We start from the raw sequence: 23237 nt of genomic DNA, 5'->3' as shown, positions 1-23237 counted from the left end.
TTGTTCTGTTGTGTTTGTCGGTGGTTTTTGCGGTGGGGTCACGCCCGGTCCCTTTCCGAACCCGGAAGCTAAGCCTACCTGCGCTGATGGTACTGCACCTGGGAGGGTGTGGGAGAGTAAGACGCCGCCGGCATTAAACTTGATATTAAGAAGCAGCGAGTTGGATCTGGTCCTTATGGACTGATCCGACTTGCTGCTTCTTTTTTGTGTTCTTAAAGGAGCTCGATATTGCTCCGGACCCGGTTGAGCCCTCCGTGCGAAGAGACTGGTGCGGCCACATGATCTTTCAGTTTTGCTGCTTCCGAGCTCGGTCAACCATACTGGGCACTACCAACTTGAGCTGGCTAACCGGGCTACGGAGGCAAAATCATGAATACGCAGGGTCAAGAGCACTCTCTTCCCGAGGTAGCGAGCGGCTACGCCGCCCGCGCCATCGACCTGGTCAAAACATATGGGCACGGCGAGGCCAAAGTAATCGCCTTGGACCATGTAGACATCGGATTCGAGAGGAACCGCTTCACCGCGATCATGGGGCCTTCGGGATCCGGCAAATCAACGCTCATGCACTGCATGGCGGCCCTCGACAGCCCGACCAGCGGCCAGACCTATATCGGCGATACCGAGCTGTCTGAACTGAACGAGAAACAGATTACAACCTTGCGCCGCGACCGCCTCGGGTTTATCTTCCAAGCTTTCAACCTCGTTCCGACCCTCACGGCCGCGGAGAACATCACCCTGCCCCTAGATGTTGCCGGCAGGAAGGTTGACTCATCCTGGTTCCAGGAAGTCACGGCCCGGCTCGGCTTGGCTGAACGACTTAGCCACCGCCCCAGCGAGCTTTCCGGCGGACAGCAGCAACGCGTCGCCTGCGCCCGCGCACTCGTTGCCCGCCCTGAGATCATCTTCGGCGACGAACCAACCGGCAACCTAGACTCCAACAGCTCCCAAGAGGTCCTCGACATCCTCCGCACGGCGGTGGACCAAGACGACCAGACCGTCGTCATTGTGACTCACGACCCCAAGGCAGCCAGCTACGCCGACCGGGTGCTTTTCCTTGCGGACGGCAAGGTCGTCCATGCACTGGAAAGCCCCAGCGCAGATGACATCCTCTCCACTATGAGCCGAATCGAGGACTACTGATGCCCCAGAGCACCACAGGTTCTCGCTTCAGCGGGGCAGCAGCGGTTGGGCGCCTGAGCTTTCGCACCATCGCAGCACATAAGGTCCGGCTGCTGCTGACAGTCCTCGCCGTGGTTCTGGGTACCGCGTTTATCGCAGGCTCCCTCATGTTCACAGCGGGGCTCTCCCGAACCTTCGACTCGCTCGTCGACGGGGAGATGAAGAACGTCGACGCCGTGGTGAGTGCATCCCCCTCCGCGCACGGTGGCGTTAGCGAGGGTGGGGGCTCGCAGTCCGCAGGCGGGCAATCACCCAACTTCGGCGATATGCCGGAAACCGTTGGTGGCGGCCAGACTTCAAGTCAGGGTGCGGAGGCCACGGGGGCAGCTCCTGAGCCACCGCAACAATCTCAAGCACCCTCCAGCCGCAGGATCACCGATGACGATATCCGTCGTATCCAAGAGATGCCCGGTGTCAGCCAGGTGAACATCGCTGACCAGGTGCAAGCCGTGGCCGCCAGGGCAACCGGCGAGACCCTGGAATCGGCGCCCGCGCCAACGATGCTGCAGCCCTTCTATGACGGCGGAGACTCGGTCAAGGGCGAGACCCACATCGTCGACGGCGCCGCTCCCACAGCTGCCGGCGAAGTGGCCATCAACGCCACCGCCGCAGAGGCCCATGAGGTCAAGGTTGGGGACCGCCTGAAGGTTGTCACCGCACGAGCCCAGGATGAGGTCACCGTCACCGGCATTTACGATTCGGAAATCGAAACCGGTGGCTTCATCGGACTATCAGTTGCCGCCGACACCTTCAAGGAACAATTCCTCCAGTCCGGGGAGCCACGCACCCTTTACGTCGGTGCGGCGCCCGGCACCACCGCCGAGGAGCTTGTCGATCGCCTGGCCGCCGAGTTCCCCTATAGCGTCCAAACGGGGGAGGAAGTCTCCGAGGAGCTTTCCGCTGAGATCTCGAAGGCACTGAGCTTCGTCAGCTACTTCCTGGTCGCCTTCGGGCTCGTGGGTCTGCTGGTGGGAACCTTCATCATTGCGAACACCTTCTCGATGATCGTGGCGCAGCGGATGCGGGAATTCGCTCTACTCCGCGCCCTGGGTGTTTCCCGTGGCCAACTCACTTCCTCTGTGGTTCTCGAGGCGGCGGCCGTGGGGGTTGTCGGCTCGGCTCTCGGTGTGCTCGCCGGAATGGGGCTAGTGAAGGTCATCTACGCGGTTCTCGAAAGCACTGGTGCGGGGCTTCCTGCGGGCGGGATCGTCCTGACACCATTGGCGGTCGCTCTCCCCATGATCGTCGGAGTGCTCGTCACCATTCTCAGTGCGTGGGCACCGGCCCGCAGTGCTGGGGCCACCCGCCCCGTCGAAGCCATGCGTTCCGGCGACGCCAGCAGCTCCAGCTCCCTGGTGGGGCGCACCATTGCCGGCGGGCTCGCCTTCGCGGTCGGTGTCGCTATTGCCCTCGCCGGGGCGCTCGGCGACGGCTGGAGCACGAAGACGCGGGCCATTCTGGTCGGGACCGCTGCGGTGCTTGTCATCTTGGGGACGTTCCTGGCTTCACCGGCGGTCGCACGTCGCGCTGTGCCAGCGATCGGCCGGGTTGTTGGGCTGCCTTTCGGCACCGTCGGCGCACTTGCGCGGAAGAACTCCGCCCGGAACCCACGGCGCACCGCCACCACCGCCTTCGCCCTCACCCTGGGGCTGGCGCTCGTCGGAGCCGTCGGGATGCTGGGGGCGTCGATGAAGGCCTCCGTGGCCGAGGTGACCGAAACCGCAGTGAAGGCCGACTTCGTGGCGACGGGTCCGTCGAATAACGGCTTCCCCGTCCCCAACGGCGCCGTCGGTGCGGTGCAGGAGACCCCGGGGGTGGGCACCGTCGGAGTGCTGGGCAGCTCCCTCGTGAACATCGAGGGCATCGGCGCTTTCGCCGGACAGCCCTTCGCGAACTATTACGGGGGTAATCCCAACGACGGCATCGTGGTCGACACCGTCGAGGGCACAACAGATCTCGCGGAAGAGGGCTTCATCGCGGATACCAAGACCGCCGTCTCCCACGGCTGGAAGGTCGGCGAAAGCTACCCGGCCCATCTGGGGAAGGTTTCGGCCGCAAAGAAACTCCCTCTGCTCGGCACCTACGAGCCCAATCAGGCGCTCGGCCCCTACGTGTTGAGCCGGGCCGGAGTGGAGAGCGTGCAGCCCTCCGCTCAGGAGCAGTGGCCCGGCCAAATCATGGCCCTTATGGTCACAGCGGTGCCGGGGGAAGGCAGCAGTGATGGCGCGCAAAGCGAGCTCCAAGAAGCACTTCGGGAGGCAACCAAGGACTACATCGTGGTACAGGTCCTCACCCCAGCGGAGGCTTCGGGTGAGGCTGCCGTCATGGTCGACCAGATGCTCAACATCCTCTACGCGCTGCTGGCGCTAGCCATCATCGTGGCCATCCTCGGAATCGTGAACACGCTGGCACTGAACGTGATCGAACGGCGCCAGGAGATCGGTATGCTTCGCGCGATCGGCACGATGCGCGGTCAGATCCGCCGCATGATCACCCTGGAGGCTGTGCAGATCGCGGTGTATGGGGCGATTGTTGGCGTCCTCATCGGGCTCGGCCTGGGCTGGGCTTTCGTCACGGTCCTCGCGGGGGAGGGGCTGGAAGAGCTCGCCGTCCCGTGGCTGCAGCTGGTGCTCATGCTCCTTGGATCCGCGCTCGTGGGCGTGGTCGCCGCCGCCTGGCCCGCGATCAAGGCGGGTCGTACTCCTCCGCTGGAGGCCATCGCGGATTAGGGAAAGCCGGCCGCCATTGGGGGGCTGGCAGCCCACGGTCATGTTTGGGACGGAACACTACCAGCGCAAATATAGTTTTCTTAAAGCAGTTACTTCGTTTTGCCAACAAATTATCAACTTGTGATGTTTAATCCGCTCTATGACGAAGATCACACGAGGGGGACAGCCGTGGCGTGCTCGTTCCGCATCTTTCATTGCCACCAGTATTCTTTCCACCACTCTGATCGCAGGGGCCGGGTTCGTCGCTCACGCTGACGTATCCTCCTCGAAGGACCAGGATTTCGGCGCAACGCTGTCCTCCGTTGGTTCCAGCGAGGGCGGGGCCCTCGGTTCCTCCGGCACGGGGAAGGCGCCGGAGCAGGGCGATCATGACGCCTTCTACGACACTGATGGCGTCACCACGACCACTCCGGGTGAGATCCTCAAGACCGAGACTGTGCCTTATAACCCCGCACCGCGTGGCATGAAGGGCTACGTCCCGAAGACCGTCGACCGCATCATGTACACCACCACCAACGCGCACGGCGAGCTCACCCCGGTGACCGGCTACATCATGGAGCCGCGCGCCAAGTGGAAGGGTAAGGGCGAGCGCCCGACCGTCATCATCGGCCGCGGCACCGTCGGCCAGGGCGATAAGTGTGCCCCGACCCGCAACTGGCCGCTGCACAACCTCCAGGACCCGGTCCAGAGCGGCCGCGGTGTCAACCTCGAGGGCATTTACGACGTCGCGTTCGCCAAGTACGGCGTGCGCGTCATCGTCACCGACTACATCGGCATGGGCACCGATGAGGTTCACACCTACATGAACCGCCTCGACCAGGCCCACGCGATGATCGACGCGGGCCGCGCGGCGCGCAACATCGTCGAGAAGAATGGCAGGAAGTTCGGGAAGGTCGCCTTCTACGGCCACTCCCAGGGTGGCGGCGCGTCCACCGCAGCCGTCGAGGAGGCGCCGAACTACGGCAAGGACCTCGACGTCGCGGGTGCCTACGCCTCCGCGCCACCGGCAGACCTGAACGCCGTGCAGCAGAACATCGACGGCTCCGACCTGATGGGCGCAATCGGCTTCACCATCAACGGCATGCTGGCCCGCTACCCGGAGCTGCGTCCGCTGCTGGAGGGGCACCTCAACGAGGAGGGCGAGAAGGCCCTCGCTGCCACCGCCGAGATGTGCACCGACGAGATCATGGATAACTTCGGCCACCAGGAGACCCGTAGCTGGACCAAGGACGGCCGCTCCCTGACCGAGCTGCTCAAGGACATGCCGGATGCGCAGAAGGCCCTGGAGGATCAGAAGATCGGTAACGGCAAACCCGAGGCCCCGGTCATGATTGTCTCTGGCCGCTACGACCGCAACGTCGAGTACAACCAGGCGAAGGTCCTGGCGAAGACCTGGCGCGACAAGGGTGCCAGCGTCGTCTACAAGGATGACTTCATGCCACCGATCGGCGAGTACAACCACCTCGCCCAGGCCGCAACCGGAGCGCCGTACGGCTTGGACTTCATCATCGCCCGTTTCAACGATCTGCCGGTCAAGGGCGAGGGTGGCGACTACACCACCGAGTCCTCCCTGCAGGGCTCCAGCCAGTCCTCCTCCGAGGGCTATGGCCTCCTGGGCTCCAGCCAGCCCTTCCTGGGCAGCTCCGCCAGGGACTAAGTACTAGCCGAAGCTAGTGCCAGCGGGTCGCCGGCCGGCGGCTCCGGCGAAGCCCGCAGCGTACGCTGTGGGCTTTTAGCCGTTGAGCTCGCGGCTGGCGATCTCCGCACCCTCGACGAGGGACTGCAGCTTCGCCCATGCGATCTGCTCGTGGAGGCGACCGCCCAGGCCGCAGTCCGTCGACGCGATGACGTTCTCCGGGCCGACGAGCTCAGCGAACTGAATGATGCGATCCGCGACCAGGCGCGGGTGCTCTACCACATTCGTGGAGTGGGAGACTACACCCGGGTAGATTACGGTGCCCTCCGGCAGCTTGTGGTCCTGCCAGACACGCCACTCGTGGGCGTGGCGTGGGGAAGCGCCCTCGAAGGAGTAGCCGCCGACCTCGGCGCGCAGGATCTCCTCGATGATATCGCCGAACGGCACGTCGGTGACGTGCGGGCCGTGCCAGGAACCCCAGCAGATGTGCAGGCGGGTCTGCTCGCGAGGCAGGTCCTTCACGGCGTGGTTGATGGCGTCCACACGGGTGCGGATGTAGGCTCGATATTCCTCGATGGACGGCTCCGGGTTGATCTGGTCCCAGGACTCCGCCAGCGACGGGTCGTCGATGGATACCGTCAGCCCGGCATCGGTGATTGCGCGGTACTCTTCCGCCATCGCGTCGGCACAGGCCCAGACGATGTCGTCATCAGTCTTGTAGTACTCGTTCTTCAGTCGGGCTGCGGATCCCGGGGACAGGGCGGCGACGAACCCCTCGGTGGCGCCAGTCTTCTTCATGGCGTTGGTTAGCAGCTGGACGTCGGTGTCGATCTGGTCCTTGCCGATGTAGGTGATCGGGCCGGTGATCTTCGGGTTACCGACGGAGGCGCGGTTGGTGAGGATGCCGGAGGCCGGGTCTTCGTATGCCTCGCGGAAGAGGGTGCGGTCACGGCGGTCGGCGAAGCTGGTCAGGCGGATGTTGCCCGGCTCGGAGCGGATAGCCTCCTGGTTGGCCCAGCGGTCCTCGTCGGTCATGGTCAGCCCACCCAGGCGGGAGAAGCTGTAGTTCCACCAGGCGCCGTAGTCGACGGCACCGCTGGTGACGTGGCCATATTCGCCCTCGTTGATGATGCTCACGCCCACCTCGTGCTGCTTGGCGACGACCTTGTCGATGGACTCCTGCAGGATGCCCAGGAAGTCCTCACGCTCGATCTCGCCGGCGGCGAACTTGTTGTTGACCTCGAGTAGTTCCTTCGTACGCGGCAGGCTGCCGACGTGCGTGGTTTTGATGTTGACGCTCATCGTCTGTTTTCGCTTTCCTTGGTCGTGGGGCCAGCGTTGCCGCTGGCTGTGGGTGTTGCCCAGTGTATCTATGCCGGGAAACGGCCTGAATGAGTGGGGCTGGTAGACCGCCGGGGCATGCCGGTGCCGCGACCAGAGCCGTGTCTGGGAGGGGAACTAAGATCGAAGGCATGACCGATGGTGAGAAGAACAGCACTGATCAAAACGCCAAGACCCTGGGGGTCACCCCGAACTCCGATATCGCGAGCCTGCCGGGGGCACACCGCGATGTGCAGGAAGGCGTGGAGCCGCTGACCCCAGCCGAGCAGCTGGTGCAGCTCAATAATTTCTTTGAGGACAATTACCCGGAGATTTTCCGATCCCTGACTACCGACGAGGGGGCGGAGTACACGCAGCAGGGTCAGCCGGTTCCGCAGGAACTTAAAGCGGCCACGGAGCGCATGTGGTCGAAGGTTCCGGACCTGCTGACGCACAGTAGCCAACTGGTGTTGGGTGCAGGCCTGGATCACGCGATGCCGCACGTGACGTTCTGCCGGGAGGGTATTAGCTCTGCGGCGTGGCCGGTGGGGCAACCTGGCGTCGCCGAGCTTCCGCAGGGCGTGGGCGCGACGGTGCTGCGCCCGGACGAGCCCACCGGTGCGCTCGCGATCTCTCTGCACGGTGGACCGGGCTGGTTCGGTGATCAGCAGGCAAACGAGCAGCTCTGGCAGCCGTTGTTCGCAGCGCTGGCCCAGCAGTCCGGCGTCACCATCGTGGATCTGACCTATCCGCTGCCCCTGGCTGGCGGCGATGGCGCGCGGGGCTGGGAGGCGACGGTCGCGGCCGTGGGACAGGCCTTCGACGCCGTGCGCGGCAGCGCCGAGGCCCTGGGCTGCGATGGGGCTCGCGCCGGAATCGTGGCATTCGGCTCCGGATTGGTCGCTGCAGCACAGGCCCTGCGCGAGGCGGCGTGGGTGGCGGCGCTGAGCCCACGTATCGCGGCCCCTCTGGAGGAGCTGGAGGGGGAGAAGCTGGGTATTCCGGCGCTGCTTTCTATTGCCATCGAGGACTCGCGCGCCACCCCGGCGGAGCGCGCGGCGAGCTTCGCGGAGTCCGTTTTCTCCGAGGTCGACACCCACGAGTTCCTGAGTGAGCACATCATCGCTCCGCCGACTGTGTGGCGCGAGCGGGTGAGCGCTGCCGGGCAGTGGCTCGCTCACCGCTAAGCGTCGAGCGCTGCACGTTGCGGTAGGAGCGCGGTAGCGGCGCGGCGCTGTTTCCTGCCCGCGCCATGTGGCTGCTGCTTGTTTGTTGCCTGTCCCACCAACGAGCGGCAGAAGCGATCTCGACGTGGGGAGAGTGGTATTACCCCCGCCCTTGGTCTTTGTTGAACAATCCTATAAAGTGACCCAAATCACTGATGGAAAGGTGCGACTATGACCACGAATCCCAACCAGGCTGAAACACAGCCAGGAGCAGCCTCTACCCCAGTGGATAGCACTGACGCCAAGGCCGCTCAGGCAAAGCGACGGGCCACCCGCGCAACCACGATGGGTGCCATGTTCCTGATGGCCACCAGCGCCATCGGCCCCGGCTTCATCACGCAGACCAGCGTGTTCACCGTCCAGCTAGGCGCCGCCTTCGGCTTCGCAATTCTGGTGTCGATCCTCGTGGACATCGCCATCCAGCTGAACGTCTGGCGCGTCCTCGGTGTCTCCGGGATGCGAGCCAATGAGCTCGGCAACGCGGTCGTCCCAGGCCTCGGCTGGGTCATGGGCGCGTTCGTCTTCGTGGGCGGTCTGATCTTCAACATCGGCAACATCGGTGGCGCGGGCCTCGGCACGAACGCGATGCTGGGTGCAGACCCCATCATCGGTGGTGCGATCTCGGCGCTGGTCGCCGCCCTGGTCTTCCTCTCTAAGTGGGCTGGTGCAGCTCTGGACCGCATCGTCGTGACCCTCGGTGCCCTGATGATCCTGCTGATGATCTACGTGGCCATCGTGTCCGCCCCACCCGTCGGTGAGGCGCTGAAGCAGACCGTGCTTCCGGATCAGATCGACTTCGTCATCATCACCACCCTCATCGGCGGCACCGTCGGCGGCTACATCACCTTCTCCGGCGCCCACCGCCTCATCGATTCGGGCCTGACCGGCCCGGAGCACGCCAAGGACATCACCCGCGTCTCCGTCACCGGCATCCTCGTCACCGGCGTGATGCGCACGCTGCTCTTCCTCGCCATCTTCGGCGTCGTCGCTTCCGGTGTGGCCCTGTCCGGCGACAACATCGTCGCCGATGCCTTCCGCGCCGCCGCCGGCGAGATCGGCGTCCGCTTCTTCGGCATCGTCCTGTGGGCCGCGGGCCTGACCTCCGTCATCGGTGCGTCCTTCACCTCCGTGACCTTCGTGACCACGCAGAAGATCGCACCGCGCACCCGAAACCTGCTGACCCTCGCGTTCATCCTGGTCTGTACTGTCGCCTACGTCATCCTGAACCAGGCGCCGCAGAAGCTGCTGATCTTCGCCGGTGCGTTCAACGGCCTGATCCTGCCGATCGGCTTCGGCGTGGTGCTGTGGGTGGCCTGGCGTCGCCGCGACCTGCTGAAGGGCTACAAGTACCCGGTGTGGCTGTGGTCCATCGGCGCGCTCACCTGGCTGCTGACCCTCTGGCTCGGCTGGCGCTCCCTGTCCGGGATCGCCGCCATATGGGCCTAAGCGAGGAGGAGGTCGAGATGAGCACCAGCACGCACGAGATGTCGCCGGCAGCTGCCCGCGCTGCTTTCCGCGAGGGGCTGGCCGTGCCGACCACCGGTTACTCGGATGGTTACGCGCAGGCCAACCTCATGGTCCTTCCGAAGGAATACGCCTTCGACTTCCTGCTTTTCGCCCAGCGCAACCCCAAGCCCTGCCCCATCCTCGGGGTGCTCGAGCCAGGGCAGCTGAACTCCGAGCTGCTGCCCGGCGGGGACATCCGCACCGACATCCCGAAGTACCGCGTCTACCGCGACGGTGAGCTGGCAGGCGAGTACCCGGATGTCACCGAGTTCTGGCGCGATGACCTCGTCAGCTTCCTCATCGGCTGCTCCTTCACCTTCGAAGGTGCCCTGCTGGATAACGGCATCCCGGTCGCCCACATCGAGCAGGGGCGTAACGTGCCGATGTACAAGACGTCGATCCCGACTGCCCCCGCGGGGAGGTTCCACGGTCCGCTGGTCGTCTCGATGCGGCCGATTCCCGCGTCCCAGATTGCGGACGCCGTCCGCGTGACCTCCCGCTACCCGGCGGTCCACGGTGCGCCGGTGCACGTGGGGGACCCTGCCGCGATCGGTATTAGCGACCTCGCGTCCCCCGACTACGGTGACGCCGTCGACATCCCGGACGGACACATCCCGGTGTTCTGGGCCTGTGGTGTGACCCCGCAGGCCGCGGTGATGGAGACCAAGCCCAGCCTGGCGATCGCCCACGCGCCGGGACACATGCTGGTCACCGACCTCCGCGACCTGCAGTACCAGGTTCCCTAAAAAGCGCGTCGCCGCCCAGGGGGTTAGCGGGAGAGGTACTTCTGCACCGCGGTGGGGGTGGAGACTAGCGAGTCCTCCAGGATGTCTGCGGCCTCGTCGAAGTCCATCCGCTCGAGGGCATCCATGATTTCGCGATTCTTCGCCACGAACGGGGCGTGAAATTCGGGCTCCGCCTCCAGGACCTGGAGGAAGGCCAGGCGCATCAGGGCCAGAATTCGGTCCATCATGTCCTCGACCATCGAAGAACCCACCCCGGCAACGATCACCCGGTGGAAGCGCTGGTTCGCGTCCGCGACCTTCGCCAGGTCACCCTCCTCGAGGGCCTGTTCCGCCGCGGCGACGATCGTCGAGAGGCGGGGGACGTCCACATCCGCGGTGCGCAGCGCGTTCGGCTCGATGAACGCGCGGGCGGTATAGAAGTCCGCGACATCCGCCACCGTGGGCTTGGCGATGAATACGCCGCGGTGGTGGATTCGGGTCACCAGGCCCTGGCTCGCGAGCTCGGCGAAGCCTTCGCGCAGGGTGTTGCGGGACACGTCCAGGTGCTCAGCGAGCTGCACCTCGTTGAGCTTTTCCCCGGGCTGATAGCGCCCGCGGGAGATCTCCTGGCGGAGTTGATTGGCGACCGTTTGGGACCTCATGATGAACAATCCTAGGCAACGTCCCCGCCGGGTAGGAAGCGAGGACGCAGTTAAGGGACCGGGTAGAGCATAGGAAGAGAGCCCACCGGAGCGAGTTCACGCCCGTGGGGACCTTCCGCGGTGGGGGGGGAGGTGGGCCGCTAGCTGATGCGTGCCAGAACCTCACCCTGGGCCACAGAGTCTCCCTCGGCGATGTCGGAGCGGTGCAGAGTGCCCGCAGCCGGCGCCTTGACCGGGGACTCCATCTTCATCGCCTCGATGATCGCCACGGTGTCGCCCTCCGCGACTTCTGCACCGTCCTCAGCCTTCCAGCTGATGAGCACACCGGCATAAGGGGAGGTGATGGCATCCGCGCCAACCGGCGCGGACGCAGCGGAGCCGGCGGAGCTCTTCGCCTCCGCATTCTCGGAGTCACCCGCTGATTCCTGTGCTGGTGCAGCGCCCAGCCCGGAGAGCACGCTCAGCGGCAGGCCGACCCGGTGCAGCCTGCCGTCGATCTCGATGTTGACCTCCGTGCGCTCCGTGTACGCGGCCTCCACGTCGGTGTTGCCATCCCCGAAGCCCGGGACGTACTCCTTATCCACCCAGTCCGTGTACACATCCAGGTGATCCTCGGCGAAGGCCGGGTGGTGGATGATGTCCTTGTGGAACGGGATGACCGTGCGCACGCCCTCGATCTTCAGGTCCCGCAGCGCCTCCTCGGAGCGGCGCAGCGCCACCTGGCGGTTCGGCCCCCACACGATGAGCTTCGCGATCAGCGAGTCGTAGCTACCCGGAATGGTGGACCCGGAGCGCACGCCGGTGTCCACGCGCACGCCGGGGCCGGTTGGCGGCTCGAAGGTCCGGACCAGACCTGGGCAGGGGACGAAGCCGTTCGTGGCGTCCTCGGCATTGATGCGGAACTCGAAGGCGTGGCCGGTCGGGACGGGGTCGGCGTCGAAGGAGAGCTCCAGGCCAGCGGCGATGCGGAACTGCTCCTGGACGATGTCCACCCCAGAGACCACCTCGGTGACCGGGTGCTCGACCTGAACGCGGGTGTTGACCTCGAGGAAGGAGACGGTGCCGTCCTCGGCGACGATGAACTCCACCGTGCCAGCGCCGGTGTAGCCGGCCTCGCGGCAGATCTCGCGGGCGCCCTCGTAGATGGAGGTGTTCTGCTCATCCGTCAGGAACGGCGCCGGGGCTTCCTCGACGAGCTTCTGGAAGCGGCGCTGCACGGAGCAGTCGCGGGTGCCGACGATGCGGACGTTGCCGTGGGTATCCGCCAGCACCTGCGCCTCGACGTGGCGCGGCTTGGTGAGGAACTTCTCCACGTAGCACTCGCCGCGACCGAAGGCAGCCTTGGCCTCGCGGCCCGCGGAGGCGAAGCCCTCCTCGATGTCCGCTTCCTCGTGCACGACCTTTAGGCCACGGCCACCGCCACCGAAGGCCGCCTTGATGGCGATCGGCATGCCGTGCTCGGCGGCGAAGTCCCGGGCCTCCTCCCAGCTCTCGATCGGCTGGTCGGTGCCGGGGGCCAGCGGGGCGCCGACCTTTGTGGCCAGCTGGCGGGCCGCGACCTTATCGCCCAGGGTCTCGATGGCCTCCGGGGAGGGGCCGACCCACACCAGCCCGGCGTCCTGCACGGCGCGGGCGAAGTCCGCGTTCTCGGCGAGGAAGCCGTAGCCCGGGTGCACGCAGTCCGCGCCGCTGCGCGCCGCTATGTCCAGCAGCGCCGGGATGTTCATGTAGGTATCGGCGGCAGACTCCCCACGCAGCGGGTAGGCCTCGTCCGCGAAAACGGGGTGCTGGTTATCTGCATCCGCATCGGAGTACACCGCGACCGATGCGATGCCCAGGTCGCGGGCGGCGCGCGCGATGCGCACGGCGATCTCGCCGCGGTTTGCGATGAGGACCTTCTTCAGCGGCAGTGCTGGGGTCGGTTGTTCGTTGTAGAAGGTGCTCACTGTTCTTCCTCCTGGGTATCGGTGTTCTGGTCGGTGGGGTTGATCGGCAGTTCTGCCAGCGTATCGGGGTCGACGGCGCGGAAGGTGACGGTGCTGCCGGGCGGGAGCTGACCGGCGGCGTCCATGTCCTCTGGGATGACCGTCGCGATGACGGGGTACCCGCCGGTGACGGGGTGGTCGGCGAGGAAGAGCACGGGCAGGCCATTGGGCGGGACCTGAATGGAGCCGGGCAGCATGCCTTCGCTGGCCAGCTCCTCCTCGCGCTCGCGGGTCAGCTCCGCACCCTCGGGGGCGGTCATGCGCAGCCCGATGCGGTTGGACTGGCCGGAGACCTCCCAGGGCGTGTTGAGGAAGTCCCGCACGGTCTGCTCGGCGAACCAGTCGTCGCGGGGGCCGAGGACGCAGCGCAGGGTTGCGGTGTTGGTGCTGTCCGTCGGGTTGATGATTCGGGGGTCGACGGCGGTGCGCGTGGCTCGCCCGGCCTTGAGCAGGTGGCCGTCCGCAAGTGGTGCTGGTCCCATTCCGGATAGGACGTCGCTCGCGGCGGAATCGAGGACGGTGTCGGTGGCGAGCCCGCCGCGGACCGCCACGTAGTTGCGGGCCCCGGTGCCGGTGGGGCGCACGGCGAGCTCGTCTCCCGCGAGCAGCCCGATCGGCTGCGCGAGGACCTTGGTTGCCTTGTGGCCGCTGCGGGTGTTGACTTCCACGGTGGCCTCCGCGCCGGTGATAGCGAGGACGGTGTCCACGTTCGCGGTGATGTGCAGTCCGCCGATGTTCTCGATGACAGCGGCGCTAGTGCGATTGCCCACCGCGGCGTTGGCTGCGCGGGCGCTGGCCCGGTCGAGCGCGCCGGAGCGGGTCACGCCAATATCACCGTGGCCCGGGCGGCCGCGGTCCTGCACGAGGCTGAGCAGCCCGGCGTCCTTAAGTGTGGCGACCGGGCGTCCAAGGACCGCCGCCGGGGTGCGGGTGTGCTTGGAGGCTGCCTTGCTGGCGCCTGTGTGCGAGGAGGCGGTGGGCGCCGAAGAAGCCGCGCCGCTGGCCTCCGCGCGTACCGCGCGGTAGCGCACGATATCGCCGGGATTGAGTAGTGCTGGGTGCTCGGCGCTCGGGTCCCACATGGGGGTCTTGGTGTGTCCGATTAGCTGCCAGCCGCCAGGGGACTGGCGAGGGTAGACGGCGGAGAACTCGCCTGCCAGGCCGACCGCGCCCGCGGGGACCGCGGTGCGGGGGTTGGCGCGCCGGGGCACGCTCCACTCGAAGTTCTCGGCGCTCTCGCTGGTTTCGGCGTCGGTGGGCACGCAGTAGGTGAAGCCGGGCGCGAAGCCACCGAAGGCGGCCATCCAGGCCTGGCTGGTGTGACGGTTGATGAGCTCCTCGGCGCTGATGCCCAAGTGATCGGCGGTGCTGTTCAGGTCCTCGCCGTCGTAGATCACGTCGATCGTGACTTCGCGCGGGGTGGACTGGCCAGCGGCAGCGGGGGAAAACCCTGCCAGCGTGTCCACGGCGCGCTGGGTATCACGCGGGGTGGCGAACTCCAGCAGCACGGTACGCGCTGCGGCGATGACGGAGGTCTGCCCGGCCAGCGGCTGGGCCGTCAATGCTGCGTGCCAGGTCATAACCTCCGCGAGGTCGGGGAGGTCGACCAGGAGGGCGCGGGTGCCCGCCCGGTGGATGGTGCGAGGTGCCAGGGATGCGTCGGTCATAGGAAGGACCTCGCTGCAATGCCTTCGCTATCCAGGCGGGCGGCGATGTGTTCGGCCATGGCGACCGCGCCGGGGGAGTCCCCGTGGATGCACACGGATTCGGCCCCGATGCTGATCTCGCTGCCGTCCACTGCGGTGAGGGTGCCCTCGGTGGCGAGGCGGAGGACGCGCTTGGCTACGGCGTCCGGGTCGTGGAGGACGGCGTTGGACTCGCGGCGGGAGACCAGGGTACCGTCCGGGTTGTAATTGCGGTCAGCGAAGGCCTCGCGGACGGCACGCAGTCCGGCGGCCTCGGCCTTCTCGATCGCGACGGAGCCGGGGAGCAGCAGTAGCGGTAGGTCGCCGAATGCCTTCACCCCGTCGACGACGGCCTGGGCCTGGGCCTCGTGGTGCACGATCGTGTTGTAGAGCGCGCCATGGGGCTTGACGTAGGAGACCTTTGTGCCTTGGGAGCGGGCCAGCGCGTCGAGGGCGCCGATTTGGTACAGCACCTCGTCGGCGAGTTCGGCGGGGGTGTAGTCGATGAAACGGCGGCCGAAGCCGGTCTTATCGCGGTAGCCGACGTGGGCTCCGATGGTCACGCCGCGTTCGGCGGCGGCCTCGAGGGTCTTAGCGATGTCGTGCGGGTCGCCGGCGTGGAAGCCACAGGCGGTATTCGCAGAGGAGACGACGCGGATCATGGCGGCGTCGTCACTCACCGGGTTGCCGGCGTTTGATTCTCCGAGATCGGCGTTTAAGTCGATGAACTGTGCGGAGGTCAAAAGGATCAGCTCCTCCAGAAATTGTTGAACAGTACCTCGAGTGTACTCTGCGTCACGTTTCTGGCGAAGCTGAATGCTGCTTCTCGGGGGTTCTAACCCGTGCGCTGCCGATGAGACGCCGGCGATCCCAAGCCGACTGCGGGCTACTTGCCCTGGTCGGACTCGAGGAACTGTTCGGCAAGCCCGCGGAGGATGCTGATTCCTTCGTGAAGGGCAGAATGCTGCTCCTCGGAGAGCTGCTCGAGCGCTGCGGCGACGACCTCGTCGCGGGCGCGGTTGGCCTTTTCTGCGACCTCTTTGCCGTGCTGGGTGAGTTCGACGCGGACGATGCGCCCGTCCTCCGGCGTCGAGACGCGGCGCACGTGGCCCCATCCCTCGAGGCGGGAGACATGCTGGCTCACCGTCGGCTGGGCGACATCCTTGGCCTCGGCGAGTTCGGACATCGTTAGCGGGCCGTCTTCCAGCGCGTTCAGCGTGACGAGCTGAGAGGTGGTGATACCGGAGACGTGATCGACGCGGCGGAGCATATCGACGCTTAAGCGGATCGATTCGCGCGTCTCGGCGGCGAGGTCAACGAGGCGATCGTTGGAGTTCATGGCACCAGGGCTTTCGGGCTCAGGGTGTGGTCGCCTGCTAGGGCGGTGTGGTGAGGGGGTGTACGGGGCGGGCTGGCCCGTCGCGCTTGGGACTTTCCGTCTCGTTGTTGAGGGTGTTTATAGCCTACTTGCAATCGTCGCGCAAAACCACGAGGCTGTGGCGATCCTTCTGGACCTCCTCCCAGCGGTCAACCAGCCCCTCCAGGCGGCGCCACTGATTCGACGGGATCGCCCGCTCGGCGTCCTTCCACACCTTCTCGTCGCTGGTTCCCCAGGCCACCGGCATCGGCAGCACCTCCTGGAACAGCTCCGAGCTGCGGGAACGCTGAGCGCCCGTCACCGCCATCGACGGAACCCGAGCCCCCACCTCGCGCGGCACCCCGGGGATGGAGGTCACGGTGCGTGCAGCCAGCGCCGGCTCGATCAGGTTCGGGTCCGGGTTGACCTTCGCCTTCGTGCTGGCGTCCACCAGGGAGAGCAGCACCATGTCGCGCGGGTTGACCTTCGCGATGATCGCCGGGGCCAACTGGTACATGTCGTAATACTGCTGCGGGCTGCCCATCGCCTTCGGAAGTGCGGGGATGATGATCCAGCACAGGGCGCCGAAGATGCCCAGCGAGATCGTGAAACCGATCGTGCGCCCCTGCCAGCCATTGACGGCCACCAGGATGGCGATGATCACGAACATCAGCGCGCCCAGGATCGCGGCGGAAATCTGCAGGCGCTTCGCATCCCGGAAGAACTCATTGTGCTTCCGCGCGTAGTCCTCCTCGACGGGGACATGAAACTCAGTCATTGCTGAAACGTGCCTTCCTTATTAATTATTTTCCACCGGATCCGGCAGGTCCGCCGCATCCATAATGCCGTAGCCATAGCCCTGCTCCGCGAGGAAACGCATGCGGTGGGCTGCATAGTCAGCATCGAGCGTATCCCGAGTGACGACGGTATAGAAAAAGGCGCCACCACCGTCCGGCTTCGGTCGCAGAATGCGACCCAAGCGCTGCGCCTCCTCCTGGCGGGAACCGAACGTGCCCGAGATTTGGATCGCCACGCTCGCCCCCGGGAGATCGATCGAGAAGTTCGCGACCTTGGAGACCGCCAGCGTCGTGATCTCCCCGTCCCGGAACTGCTGGTAGAGCTTCTCCCGCTTCGTGGTGCTGGTCTTGCCGTCAATGACGGGCACGTCCAGCTCCTCAGCGATCTCCTCCAGCTGATCCACGTAGGCGCCGATGATCAGCGCAGGCTCCTCCGGGTGCATCGCAAGCAGCTTCTTCACCACGCGGTTCTTCGCCGGGGTGGTGGCCGCCAGCCGGTACTTATCGGCCTGCTCGGCGGTCGCATAAACCATCCGCTCGGATTCGCTGAGCTGCACGCGCACCTCAGTGCAGTCCGCGGGCGCGATCCACCCCTGCGCCTCGATGTCCTTCCACGGCGCGTCGTAGCGCTTCGGGCCGATGAGGCTGAACACGTCGCCCTCCCGGCCGTCCTCGCGCACCAGCGTCGCCGTCAAACCCAGACGGCGGCGAGACTGCAGGTCGGAGGTCATGCGGAACACGGGCGCGGGCAGCAGGTGAACCTCGTCGTAAATGATCAGGCCCCAGTCGCGGGAGTCGAACAGCTCCAGCGCGCGGAACTCGCCCTTCGTCTTCCGGGTGACCACCTGGTACGTGGCGATGGTGACGGGGCGGATCTCCTTCTTCTCTCCGGAGTATTCGCCGATCTCGTCCGGGGTCAGGCTCGTGCGGCGCAGCAGTTCGTCGCGCCACTGGCGTCCTGCGACGGTGTTCGTCACGAGGATCAGGGTCGTGGCCTTCGCCTTGGACATCGCGGCCGCGCCCACCATCGTCTTTCCCGCACCGCAGGGCAGGACGACGACGCCAGAGCCACCCTCCCAGAAGCTGTCCGCGGCGAGCTGCTGGTAGTCGCGCAGCTCCCAGTCCTCGTGCTCGGTGGACAGGCTGATGGGGTGCGCCTCGCCGTCCACGTAACCGGCCTCGTCCTCTGCGGGCCAGCCGACCTTCAGCAGCTCCTGCTTGAGCCGGCCGCGCTCGGAGGGGTGGACGATGACGGTGTCTGCGTCGATCTGCTCACCCAGCATCGGCTTGATCTTCCGGTGCCGTTGGATCTCCGCCAGGACGGCGGCGTCCCGGGACTCGAGCACCAGGTCGTGCGCGGGGTGCTTGACCAGGGTGAGCCGGCCATAGCGGTCCATCGTCTCCGCGATGTCGATCAGCAGGGGCTGGGGGACAGGGAAGCGGCTGTACTCCTCCAGTACGTGGACGACCTGCTCGGCGTCGTGGCCGGCGGCGCGGGCGTTCCACAGGGCCAGCGGGGTGATGCGGTAGGTGTGCACGTGCTCTGGGGCGCGCTCCAGCTCCGCGAACGGGGCCAGCGCGTTGCGTGCCTCCTGCGCCTTCGGGTGGTCGATCTCCAGCAGCACGGTCTTATCCGACTGCACGATCAAGGGGCCGTCGCCGATGGGCAAAGCCGTTGTCCTTTCCTTGGAAGACGGGTTTTCCCGGCGTGAAAACGGGTTTCGAGTGCCGGGGCATGCGTGGCTTTTAAGTCCCGCGGGTGAGGCAGGGGCTTAAAAGCGTCAAAACTCCAGGCTAGCGCGAGGGGACGGAGACTGCGACCACCCGGTGCGGGTGCACCGTGAAGGTCTCACCGTCCGGCTCGCTCACGGCGGTGATCTGCGAGGCGGTCACCATCACCACCGAGATCCACGCGCTCACCGTGGACCCATCCGCCTCCGCGTAGCTCAAGCGCACCTGGCGGCCCGAGGTATAGGCCTGACGCAGCGCGGACAGCGCGGCGCGCGGCTCGGTCAGCGTGACCTCGTCACCCTCGTGGGCGTCGCGCTCGACACTCGCCACCCGGCGGTAACTCTCGATCTCCGCTGCGATAGCCTCCCGTAGCTGCGAGTCGGTATGCCGGCGGGACCTTCCCTGCACGCGGTGCGGCACGGAGCTGCCGCCGCTAGCCGTGGCCTCCTCCGGGGTGCTGCTCGAGAGCTGCAAGCCCCGCTCGGCGTCCTCGATGAGGTAGCGGATGGACTGCGGCACCGCCGGCAGCCCTCCCGGGGTCATGGTCGAGAGGAACTCCGAGACCTCCTCGCTGCGGTGTCCAGCGCGGAACGCGGACTGCAGGCTCGCCTTCGTGATCCGCCAGACCGATGCGATGCCGGAGGACTCCTGCACCGCGATGGCGCGCAGCATCGCCGCGTCCGCCGGAGCCAGCAGACCCGGGGCCATGACGGTGTGATCGCCCTGGATGATGAGGTATTTCACGGGAGAGGGGAGGAGCTCGTCCAGGTTTGCTGCCAGCGCGGCGACGGGGTCGTCGTCCGTGCCGTGGGGATCAAGCGCGACGTCGACGTCAGCGTCGTCATCGTTGTTGTTCCGGGAACCGCCGTCGTCTGGGTCACCGGCAGCCGCGGCTGCGCTCCGGGCCGCCCGCGCTTCGGCGGCCTCGCTGGCGATCTTCAACGCCGACAGCGCTGCCGTGGGCTCGCCCAGCGCGGTGAGCCCGAGGTCCACTGACTCCGCAACGATGGCCTCCAGCCCCGCCGCGGTCGTGCCCCAGGCCTGGAAGGGCTGCACGCGCCACAGCTGATCAGCCAGCTGCGCGGTGGTCGTCGTGGCGCCCGTTGGCGTCCTAAAAAGGAAGGGGAACAACTGACGGAGATGAGCTGCATTCGGGTCCAGCAGCTCCTCCTGGAAGGCTCGGACGTCCAGCGCCTCAGCGTGCCAGGGAGCGTAGGAGCTAGCGCGCCAATCGAGCAGCAGCATCGCCCACTGCGTAGCCAATGAGGATTCGAGGAAGTCCATGGCGGACTCGGTCGGAGCCCAGACCGGGCCGTCCCCGGCGGGCGGATGCGCGAAACCCAAATCCACCAGGCCGGCTTCGTATGCCAGCGTGAGGCGACGGGCGACCTCCTCGGAGTCGGTGCTCCAGCGGCGAGCGATGCGATTCATCTCGCGGACCCCGATGCCGCCGGACATCAGCGGCTGAATGGGCTCGGAGCCCAGCTCCTCCAGCAGCTCGGTTAAATCCTGGATCGTCTGGATGACGTTCGCGACCGCCGTGGCCGAAGCCTGGCTACTCGGGTCGGTGGTTGAGAGTTCCGCCGCCGAGTCCTCGGGATCCACCGGGCCGGGGTTGCCGGTGTCCCCGGCAGCTGGCTGGATGGGGCGCGCCGGGCGGAAGTCCCCGCCTGGTTCGGCGATCAGGGTGCCCCGCAGGTACTGCGCGACCCGCCCGCTTAACCGGGCGGTGTTCTCGTCGATCTGGTCCAAGATCCCGGTGCGCACCAGCGTGGGCAGGGGCTGGTCGTGATCCGCGCCCGGCCGCAAAGATTCTGAATGACCCACCCCGCCCGCGTTGTTGAGGGTGCTGAGCAAGCGGCGCTGGCGGTCGGGGAGGGACTCCACCGCGCCGGGCAGTTCCGCCGTGGGGATGGGGCAGCGGTTGCAGTCAGCGAGTCGCCACAGTTCCCGGACCGAGGGGTGGAACATGGTCGTGAGTGGTCCGGGGAGTTTGAGCAGGAGCTCGTCCAGGGCGTCGGGATCGGAAGGCTGCTCCGACTCGGGGGAGAGCGACCACTCGGGGCCGTAGATCAGGCCCCACGAGGCGCAGGAGCGCATGGCTGCCAGCAGATCCTGCTGGCTGGGGCGGCGCTCGGCCGGTGTGCCAGCGATGTCCAGCAGTTCTGTCGCGGTCGCGATGATGTCGCTGGCGCTGACCCAGTCGTGGGTGGCATCCAGCTCGAAGCCGGAGTGCAGCACCAGCAGTTCGATGGCGGAGAGGAAGCGCACGCTGGCGCTATCGAGCAGCGTGTCGTCCAGCGCTCCCACCGCGCCTGCCTGCGTGTCGGAGCCGGCGTGATAGGACGCCCCGCGGGCGGTGGACCCGAGCTCGGAGAGTGGGGTGGGGGCGAACAAGTCGATCGCCCCGCGACTGTGGAGCCGGCCCAGGAGCCCGGCTAGTGACGCGTAATCCTGCCCCAGCAGCCATGCGGGATAGCTCAGGGGTGGGTTAAACGCGTCGTCACGGGGAGAATCGGGGCCAGTCATAGGCAAGCCATTCTAGTGGACTCGCCCAACCTGTGCCCGCTGACGGCTTGGCGCGGGGTTTCCCAAAAGGGTGGGTAGCTCAGCTGTTTTTCGGCTCCTATGGTGCGATTTTCGGTGTGATGTGAGAAACTCAAACTATGGCGAACGTTGAAAAGAAAAAAGGCTATGTAGACCCGGCGTGGCCGACTGATATTCCAGAGGGTCAGCACGCTGTCACCGAGCTGGTGGCTTTCTCCGCAGGCGCTCTTTCCCCTTACGGTGAGATTGAGTGGCCGGTGGATTCCTCCACTCTCCCATACGTGCACCCGGACACGGTGGTCAACCGCTAAGAGCGCGTTCTCGCTGTGGGGGTTCAAGCGCCCCACGGCGGGTTTCGCGTTCCCTGCTGCCAGGGTTAAGCGGTAGCTGCCACCGGCAAAGTGGCTGGTAATAATTGACTGGCAATAGCAACAGCCCCGGTGGCGAGTTTTCCTCGCTGGCCGGGGCTGTTGCTATTCGTTCTTAAGCGTTGAGCTTAGAGACCGAACTCGTTCAGGATCTGCTGTGCCTGAGCGACGCGGGCGCTGTGCGCGTTGAGCTGGTTGTTGAGGTTCACGCGCTCAGCCTTGTAGAAGTCCTCAACTGGTGCCGGGACTGCCAGGCCGGCTGCCTCGAAGCGCTCGACGATCTGCTGGTAGATCTTGTCGATCTCCAGGACGTTCTTCTGCTGGGCGAGCTGGGAGACGGCCTTCTTAGTCTCGGCCTGCGGTGTGGCCTTCTTCGCAGGGACGTCGCGCTGGGTCGGCGCGGAGTTCAGGCCCAGCTGTGCGGAGCAGGACGGCCATGCGCCCCAGCCCTGGCCAGCCAGGACCTTCTCTGCCACGGCGATTTGCTGCTCACGGCTTGCCTGGTATGCGTACGGTGCGTACTGCTGGCCACCGTATGCGGACCAGGTGGACGGGGAGAACTGCAGGCCACCGTGGTAGCCGTTGCCCGTGTTGATGTGCCAGTTTCCGCCAGACTCACACTGAGCCAGACGATCCCAGTCGGAGTCCGGTGCAGCGGAGGCTGCCGGTGCGAAAGCTGCAGCACCTGCGGAGAGTGCGGCACCTGCGACGGCGATGCGGCCGACAGTGGAGATGGAGTTGCGCTTGGAGTGGCGTCCCATTTTTCTTGAGTTTCCCTTCCGGTGGCCGGTCCCGTGACCAGGCCGAAAACCGTTCGTTTCGTGTTCTCTTGCTTCAATGGTGCGCCGTGCGAATTTGCGCGACGCTGTGAGCTTTTGCTCTGTGCTGAGAACACACGCTAGCCGTTTATAACGAAATAGTCACGTTCTTCGGGAAGAAAACCCGCCGTGCGCCCTGCGGGGGAGCACCATAAAGGGTGTTTGACCTGCTGGTTAATGGAAAATAACGAATCGTAACTTTTTCTAGGATTGCAACGTGTTTCACTGGGCAGGTTGGGTTCTCGGCGCATTGATGCCCCACGTAGTGGACTGCATTACGGATTGTGCACTCGCTGGGACAGCCTGCTAATTTCAGCTTCTTCAGTAGCCCAGGAATGCGCGCAGAAGCGGGTATCCTGGGGGCTTAACGCCGGGCGGGACCGCACACCCAACGTGCGGAGGCTGCCTGTGGCATCCGCCCCACGGCGCGCGGAGCCTCGCGGGAAAGACCGCACAGCGCGCCAAAGGTAAGGAAGAGAAGAAAGGTGAGGCAACATGCCAGTCGGTAAAGTTCGTTGGTTCGACGCCGACAAGGGCTTCGGCTTTGTATCGAACCCGGGTGAGGAGGACGTCTACGTCGGACGCCAGGTTCTGCCCGAGGGCGTCACGGAACTCGTCCCGGGCCAGCGCGTGGAGTATGAGTTCGTCGCTGCCCGCCGCGGGCCACAGGCGCTCAGCCTGACCATCTTGGACGACGGCCCCCGCCGCGCCCAGCACCGCTTCAAGCCGGAGCAGCTGGCTGGCATGGTGCAAGACACCATCAATCTGCTGGACTCCGAGGTCGTCCCGGTCCTGCAGGCGGGGCGCCGCCCGGATCACCGTGACTCTCGCCAGATCGTCGAGATTCTTCGCACTATCGCGCGCGAGCTCGATTCCTGATCCCCGTTAGCCCCCAACAACGCCCTGCGCCCCAGCAATGCCGGGGCGTTCCTTTTGCTCCGGCTGTTACTTTCCGGCCGGGGAGAT

General features: G+C 66.0%; 18 protein-coding genes and 1 rRNA gene. 9 read left to right on the top strand and 10 right to left on the bottom strand.

The window, feature by feature from the left end; translation table 11 throughout:
- The first annotated feature begins 16 nt into the window (after positions 1 to 16).
- The 4 genes from rrf to Q1V78_RS07330 all read left to right on the top strand — a co-directional run bounded on the left by rrf (position 17) and on the right by Q1V78_RS07330 (position 5565).
- A 5S ribosomal RNA gene (gene rrf / locus Q1V78_RS07345) occupies positions 17 to 133 on the top strand.
- Positions 134 to 369: 236 nt separating this feature from the next.
- Positions 370 to 1140 (top strand): ABC transporter ATP-binding protein, encoded by a 771-nt coding sequence (locus Q1V78_RS07340; protein WP_300613168.1) that lies wholly within the window; start codon positions 370 to 372, stop codon positions 1138 to 1140.
- Positions 1140 to 3908 (top strand): ABC transporter permease, encoded by a 2769-nt coding sequence (locus Q1V78_RS07335; RefSeq protein WP_300613166.1) that lies wholly within the window; start codon positions 1140 to 1142, stop codon positions 3906 to 3908. The genes Q1V78_RS07340 and Q1V78_RS07335 overlap by 1 nt, the downstream gene beginning before the upstream one ends.
- Positions 3909 to 4047: 139 nt before the next feature.
- Complete coding sequence (locus Q1V78_RS07330) at positions 4048 to 5565, top strand: alpha/beta fold hydrolase (RefSeq protein WP_300613164.1); 1518 nt, start codon at positions 4048 to 4050, stop codon at positions 5563 to 5565.
- A gap of 75 nt (positions 5566 to 5640) precedes the next feature.
- On the opposite strand, the gene Q1V78_RS07325 is transcribed toward Q1V78_RS07330, so the two are convergent.
- Entirely contained in the window at positions 5641 to 6846 is a 1206-nt protein-coding gene (locus Q1V78_RS07325) for a cobalamin-independent methionine synthase II family protein (RefSeq protein WP_300613162.1), read from the bottom strand.
- Positions 6847 to 7016: 170 nt separating this feature from the next.
- On the opposite strand from Q1V78_RS07325, the gene Q1V78_RS07320 reads away from it, so the two are divergent.
- From Q1V78_RS07320 to Q1V78_RS07310, 3 genes are all read left to right on the top strand, one after another.
- Positions 7017 to 8051 (top strand): hypothetical protein, encoded by a 1035-nt coding sequence (locus Q1V78_RS07320; protein ID WP_300613160.1) that lies wholly within the window; start codon positions 7017 to 7019, stop codon positions 8049 to 8051.
- Positions 8052 to 8261: 210 nt separating this feature from the next.
- Positions 8262 to 9536: an NRAMP family divalent metal transporter gene (locus tag Q1V78_RS07315; protein ID WP_300613159.1), complete on the top strand. Its 1275-nt coding sequence runs from the start codon at positions 8262 to 8264 to the stop codon at positions 9534 to 9536.
- 17 nt (positions 9537 to 9553) lie between these two features.
- Entirely contained in the window at positions 9554 to 10342 is a 789-nt protein-coding gene (locus tag Q1V78_RS07310; RefSeq protein ID WP_300613157.1) for a putative hydro-lyase, read from the top strand.
- A 23-nt stretch (positions 10343 to 10365) separates the two neighbouring features.
- Here the strand turns inward: Q1V78_RS07310 and Q1V78_RS07305 are convergent, their stop codons facing one another.
- The 8 genes from Q1V78_RS07305 to Q1V78_RS07270 all read right to left on the bottom strand — a co-directional run bounded on the left by Q1V78_RS07305 (position 10366) and on the right by Q1V78_RS07270 (position 21067).
- Complete coding sequence (locus Q1V78_RS07305; protein WP_300613155.1) at positions 10366 to 10983, bottom strand: GntR family transcriptional regulator; 618 nt, start codon at positions 10981 to 10983, stop codon at positions 10366 to 10368.
- A 140-nt stretch (positions 10984 to 11123) separates the two neighbouring features.
- On the bottom strand, positions 11124 to 12929 hold the full coding sequence (locus Q1V78_RS07300) for a biotin carboxylase N-terminal domain-containing protein (protein ID WP_300613153.1): 1806 nt from the start codon (positions 12927 to 12929) through the stop codon (positions 11124 to 11126).
- A complete protein-coding gene (locus tag Q1V78_RS07295; protein WP_300613151.1) occupies positions 12926 to 14635 on the bottom strand; it encodes a carboxyltransferase domain-containing protein in 1710 nt (569 codons plus the stop codon). Before Q1V78_RS07295 ends, Q1V78_RS07300 begins: the two co-directional genes overlap by 4 nt.
- Complete coding sequence (locus tag Q1V78_RS07290) at positions 14632 to 15396, bottom strand: LamB/YcsF family protein (RefSeq protein WP_300613149.1); 765 nt, start codon at positions 15394 to 15396, stop codon at positions 14632 to 14634. Before Q1V78_RS07290 ends, Q1V78_RS07295 begins: the two co-directional genes overlap by 4 nt.
- A 143-nt stretch (positions 15397 to 15539) precedes the next feature.
- Positions 15540 to 15992, bottom strand: coding sequence for a MarR family winged helix-turn-helix transcriptional regulator (locus tag Q1V78_RS07285; RefSeq protein WP_300613147.1), 453 nt, complete (start codon positions 15990 to 15992; stop codon positions 15540 to 15542).
- Between the two features lie 124 nt (positions 15993 to 16116).
- Positions 16117 to 16788, bottom strand: coding sequence for a DUF3239 domain-containing protein (locus tag Q1V78_RS07280; protein ID WP_300613145.1), 672 nt, complete (start codon positions 16786 to 16788; stop codon positions 16117 to 16119).
- A 21-nt stretch (positions 16789 to 16809) separates the two neighbouring features.
- Positions 16810 to 18477: a DNA repair helicase XPB gene (locus Q1V78_RS07275; protein WP_300613143.1), complete on the bottom strand. Its 1668-nt coding sequence runs from the start codon at positions 18475 to 18477 to the stop codon at positions 16810 to 16812.
- Positions 18478 to 18601: 124 nt separating this feature from the next.
- Complete coding sequence (locus Q1V78_RS07270; RefSeq protein WP_300613141.1) at positions 18602 to 21067, bottom strand: helicase-associated domain-containing protein; 2466 nt, start codon at positions 21065 to 21067, stop codon at positions 18602 to 18604.
- A gap of 137 nt (positions 21068 to 21204) precedes the next feature.
- Here Q1V78_RS07270 and Q1V78_RS07265 point away from each other — a divergent pair, with 137 nt between their 5' ends.
- Positions 21205 to 21396, top strand: coding sequence for a hypothetical protein (locus Q1V78_RS07265; protein ID WP_300613139.1), 192 nt, complete (start codon positions 21205 to 21207; stop codon positions 21394 to 21396).
- A 185-nt stretch (positions 21397 to 21581) separates the two neighbouring features.
- Here Q1V78_RS07265 and Q1V78_RS07260 read toward each other — a convergent pair whose 3' ends face one another.
- Positions 21582 to 22214 (bottom strand): resuscitation-promoting factor Rpf1 domain-containing protein, encoded by a 633-nt coding sequence (locus Q1V78_RS07260; RefSeq protein ID WP_300613137.1) that lies wholly within the window; start codon positions 22212 to 22214, stop codon positions 21582 to 21584.
- Between the two features lie 552 nt (positions 22215 to 22766).
- Between Q1V78_RS07260 and Q1V78_RS07255 the strand changes: the two genes are divergently transcribed.
- Positions 22767 to 23150 carry a cold-shock protein gene (locus tag Q1V78_RS07255; protein ID WP_300613135.1) on the top strand — a complete coding sequence of 128 codons (384 nt, stop codon included), beginning with the start codon at positions 22767 to 22769 and terminating at the stop codon, positions 23148 to 23150.
- Positions 23151 to 23237: the final 87 nt, after the last annotated feature.

Origin of the sequence: Corynebacterium sp. (assembly GCF_030152825.1) — a bacterium.
Classification (GTDB): Bacteria; Actinomycetota; Actinomycetes; order Mycobacteriales; family Mycobacteriaceae; genus Corynebacterium.
Note: the sequence above shows the minus strand (reverse complement) of the source record. Positions and strands in the feature narration are given on the sequence as shown.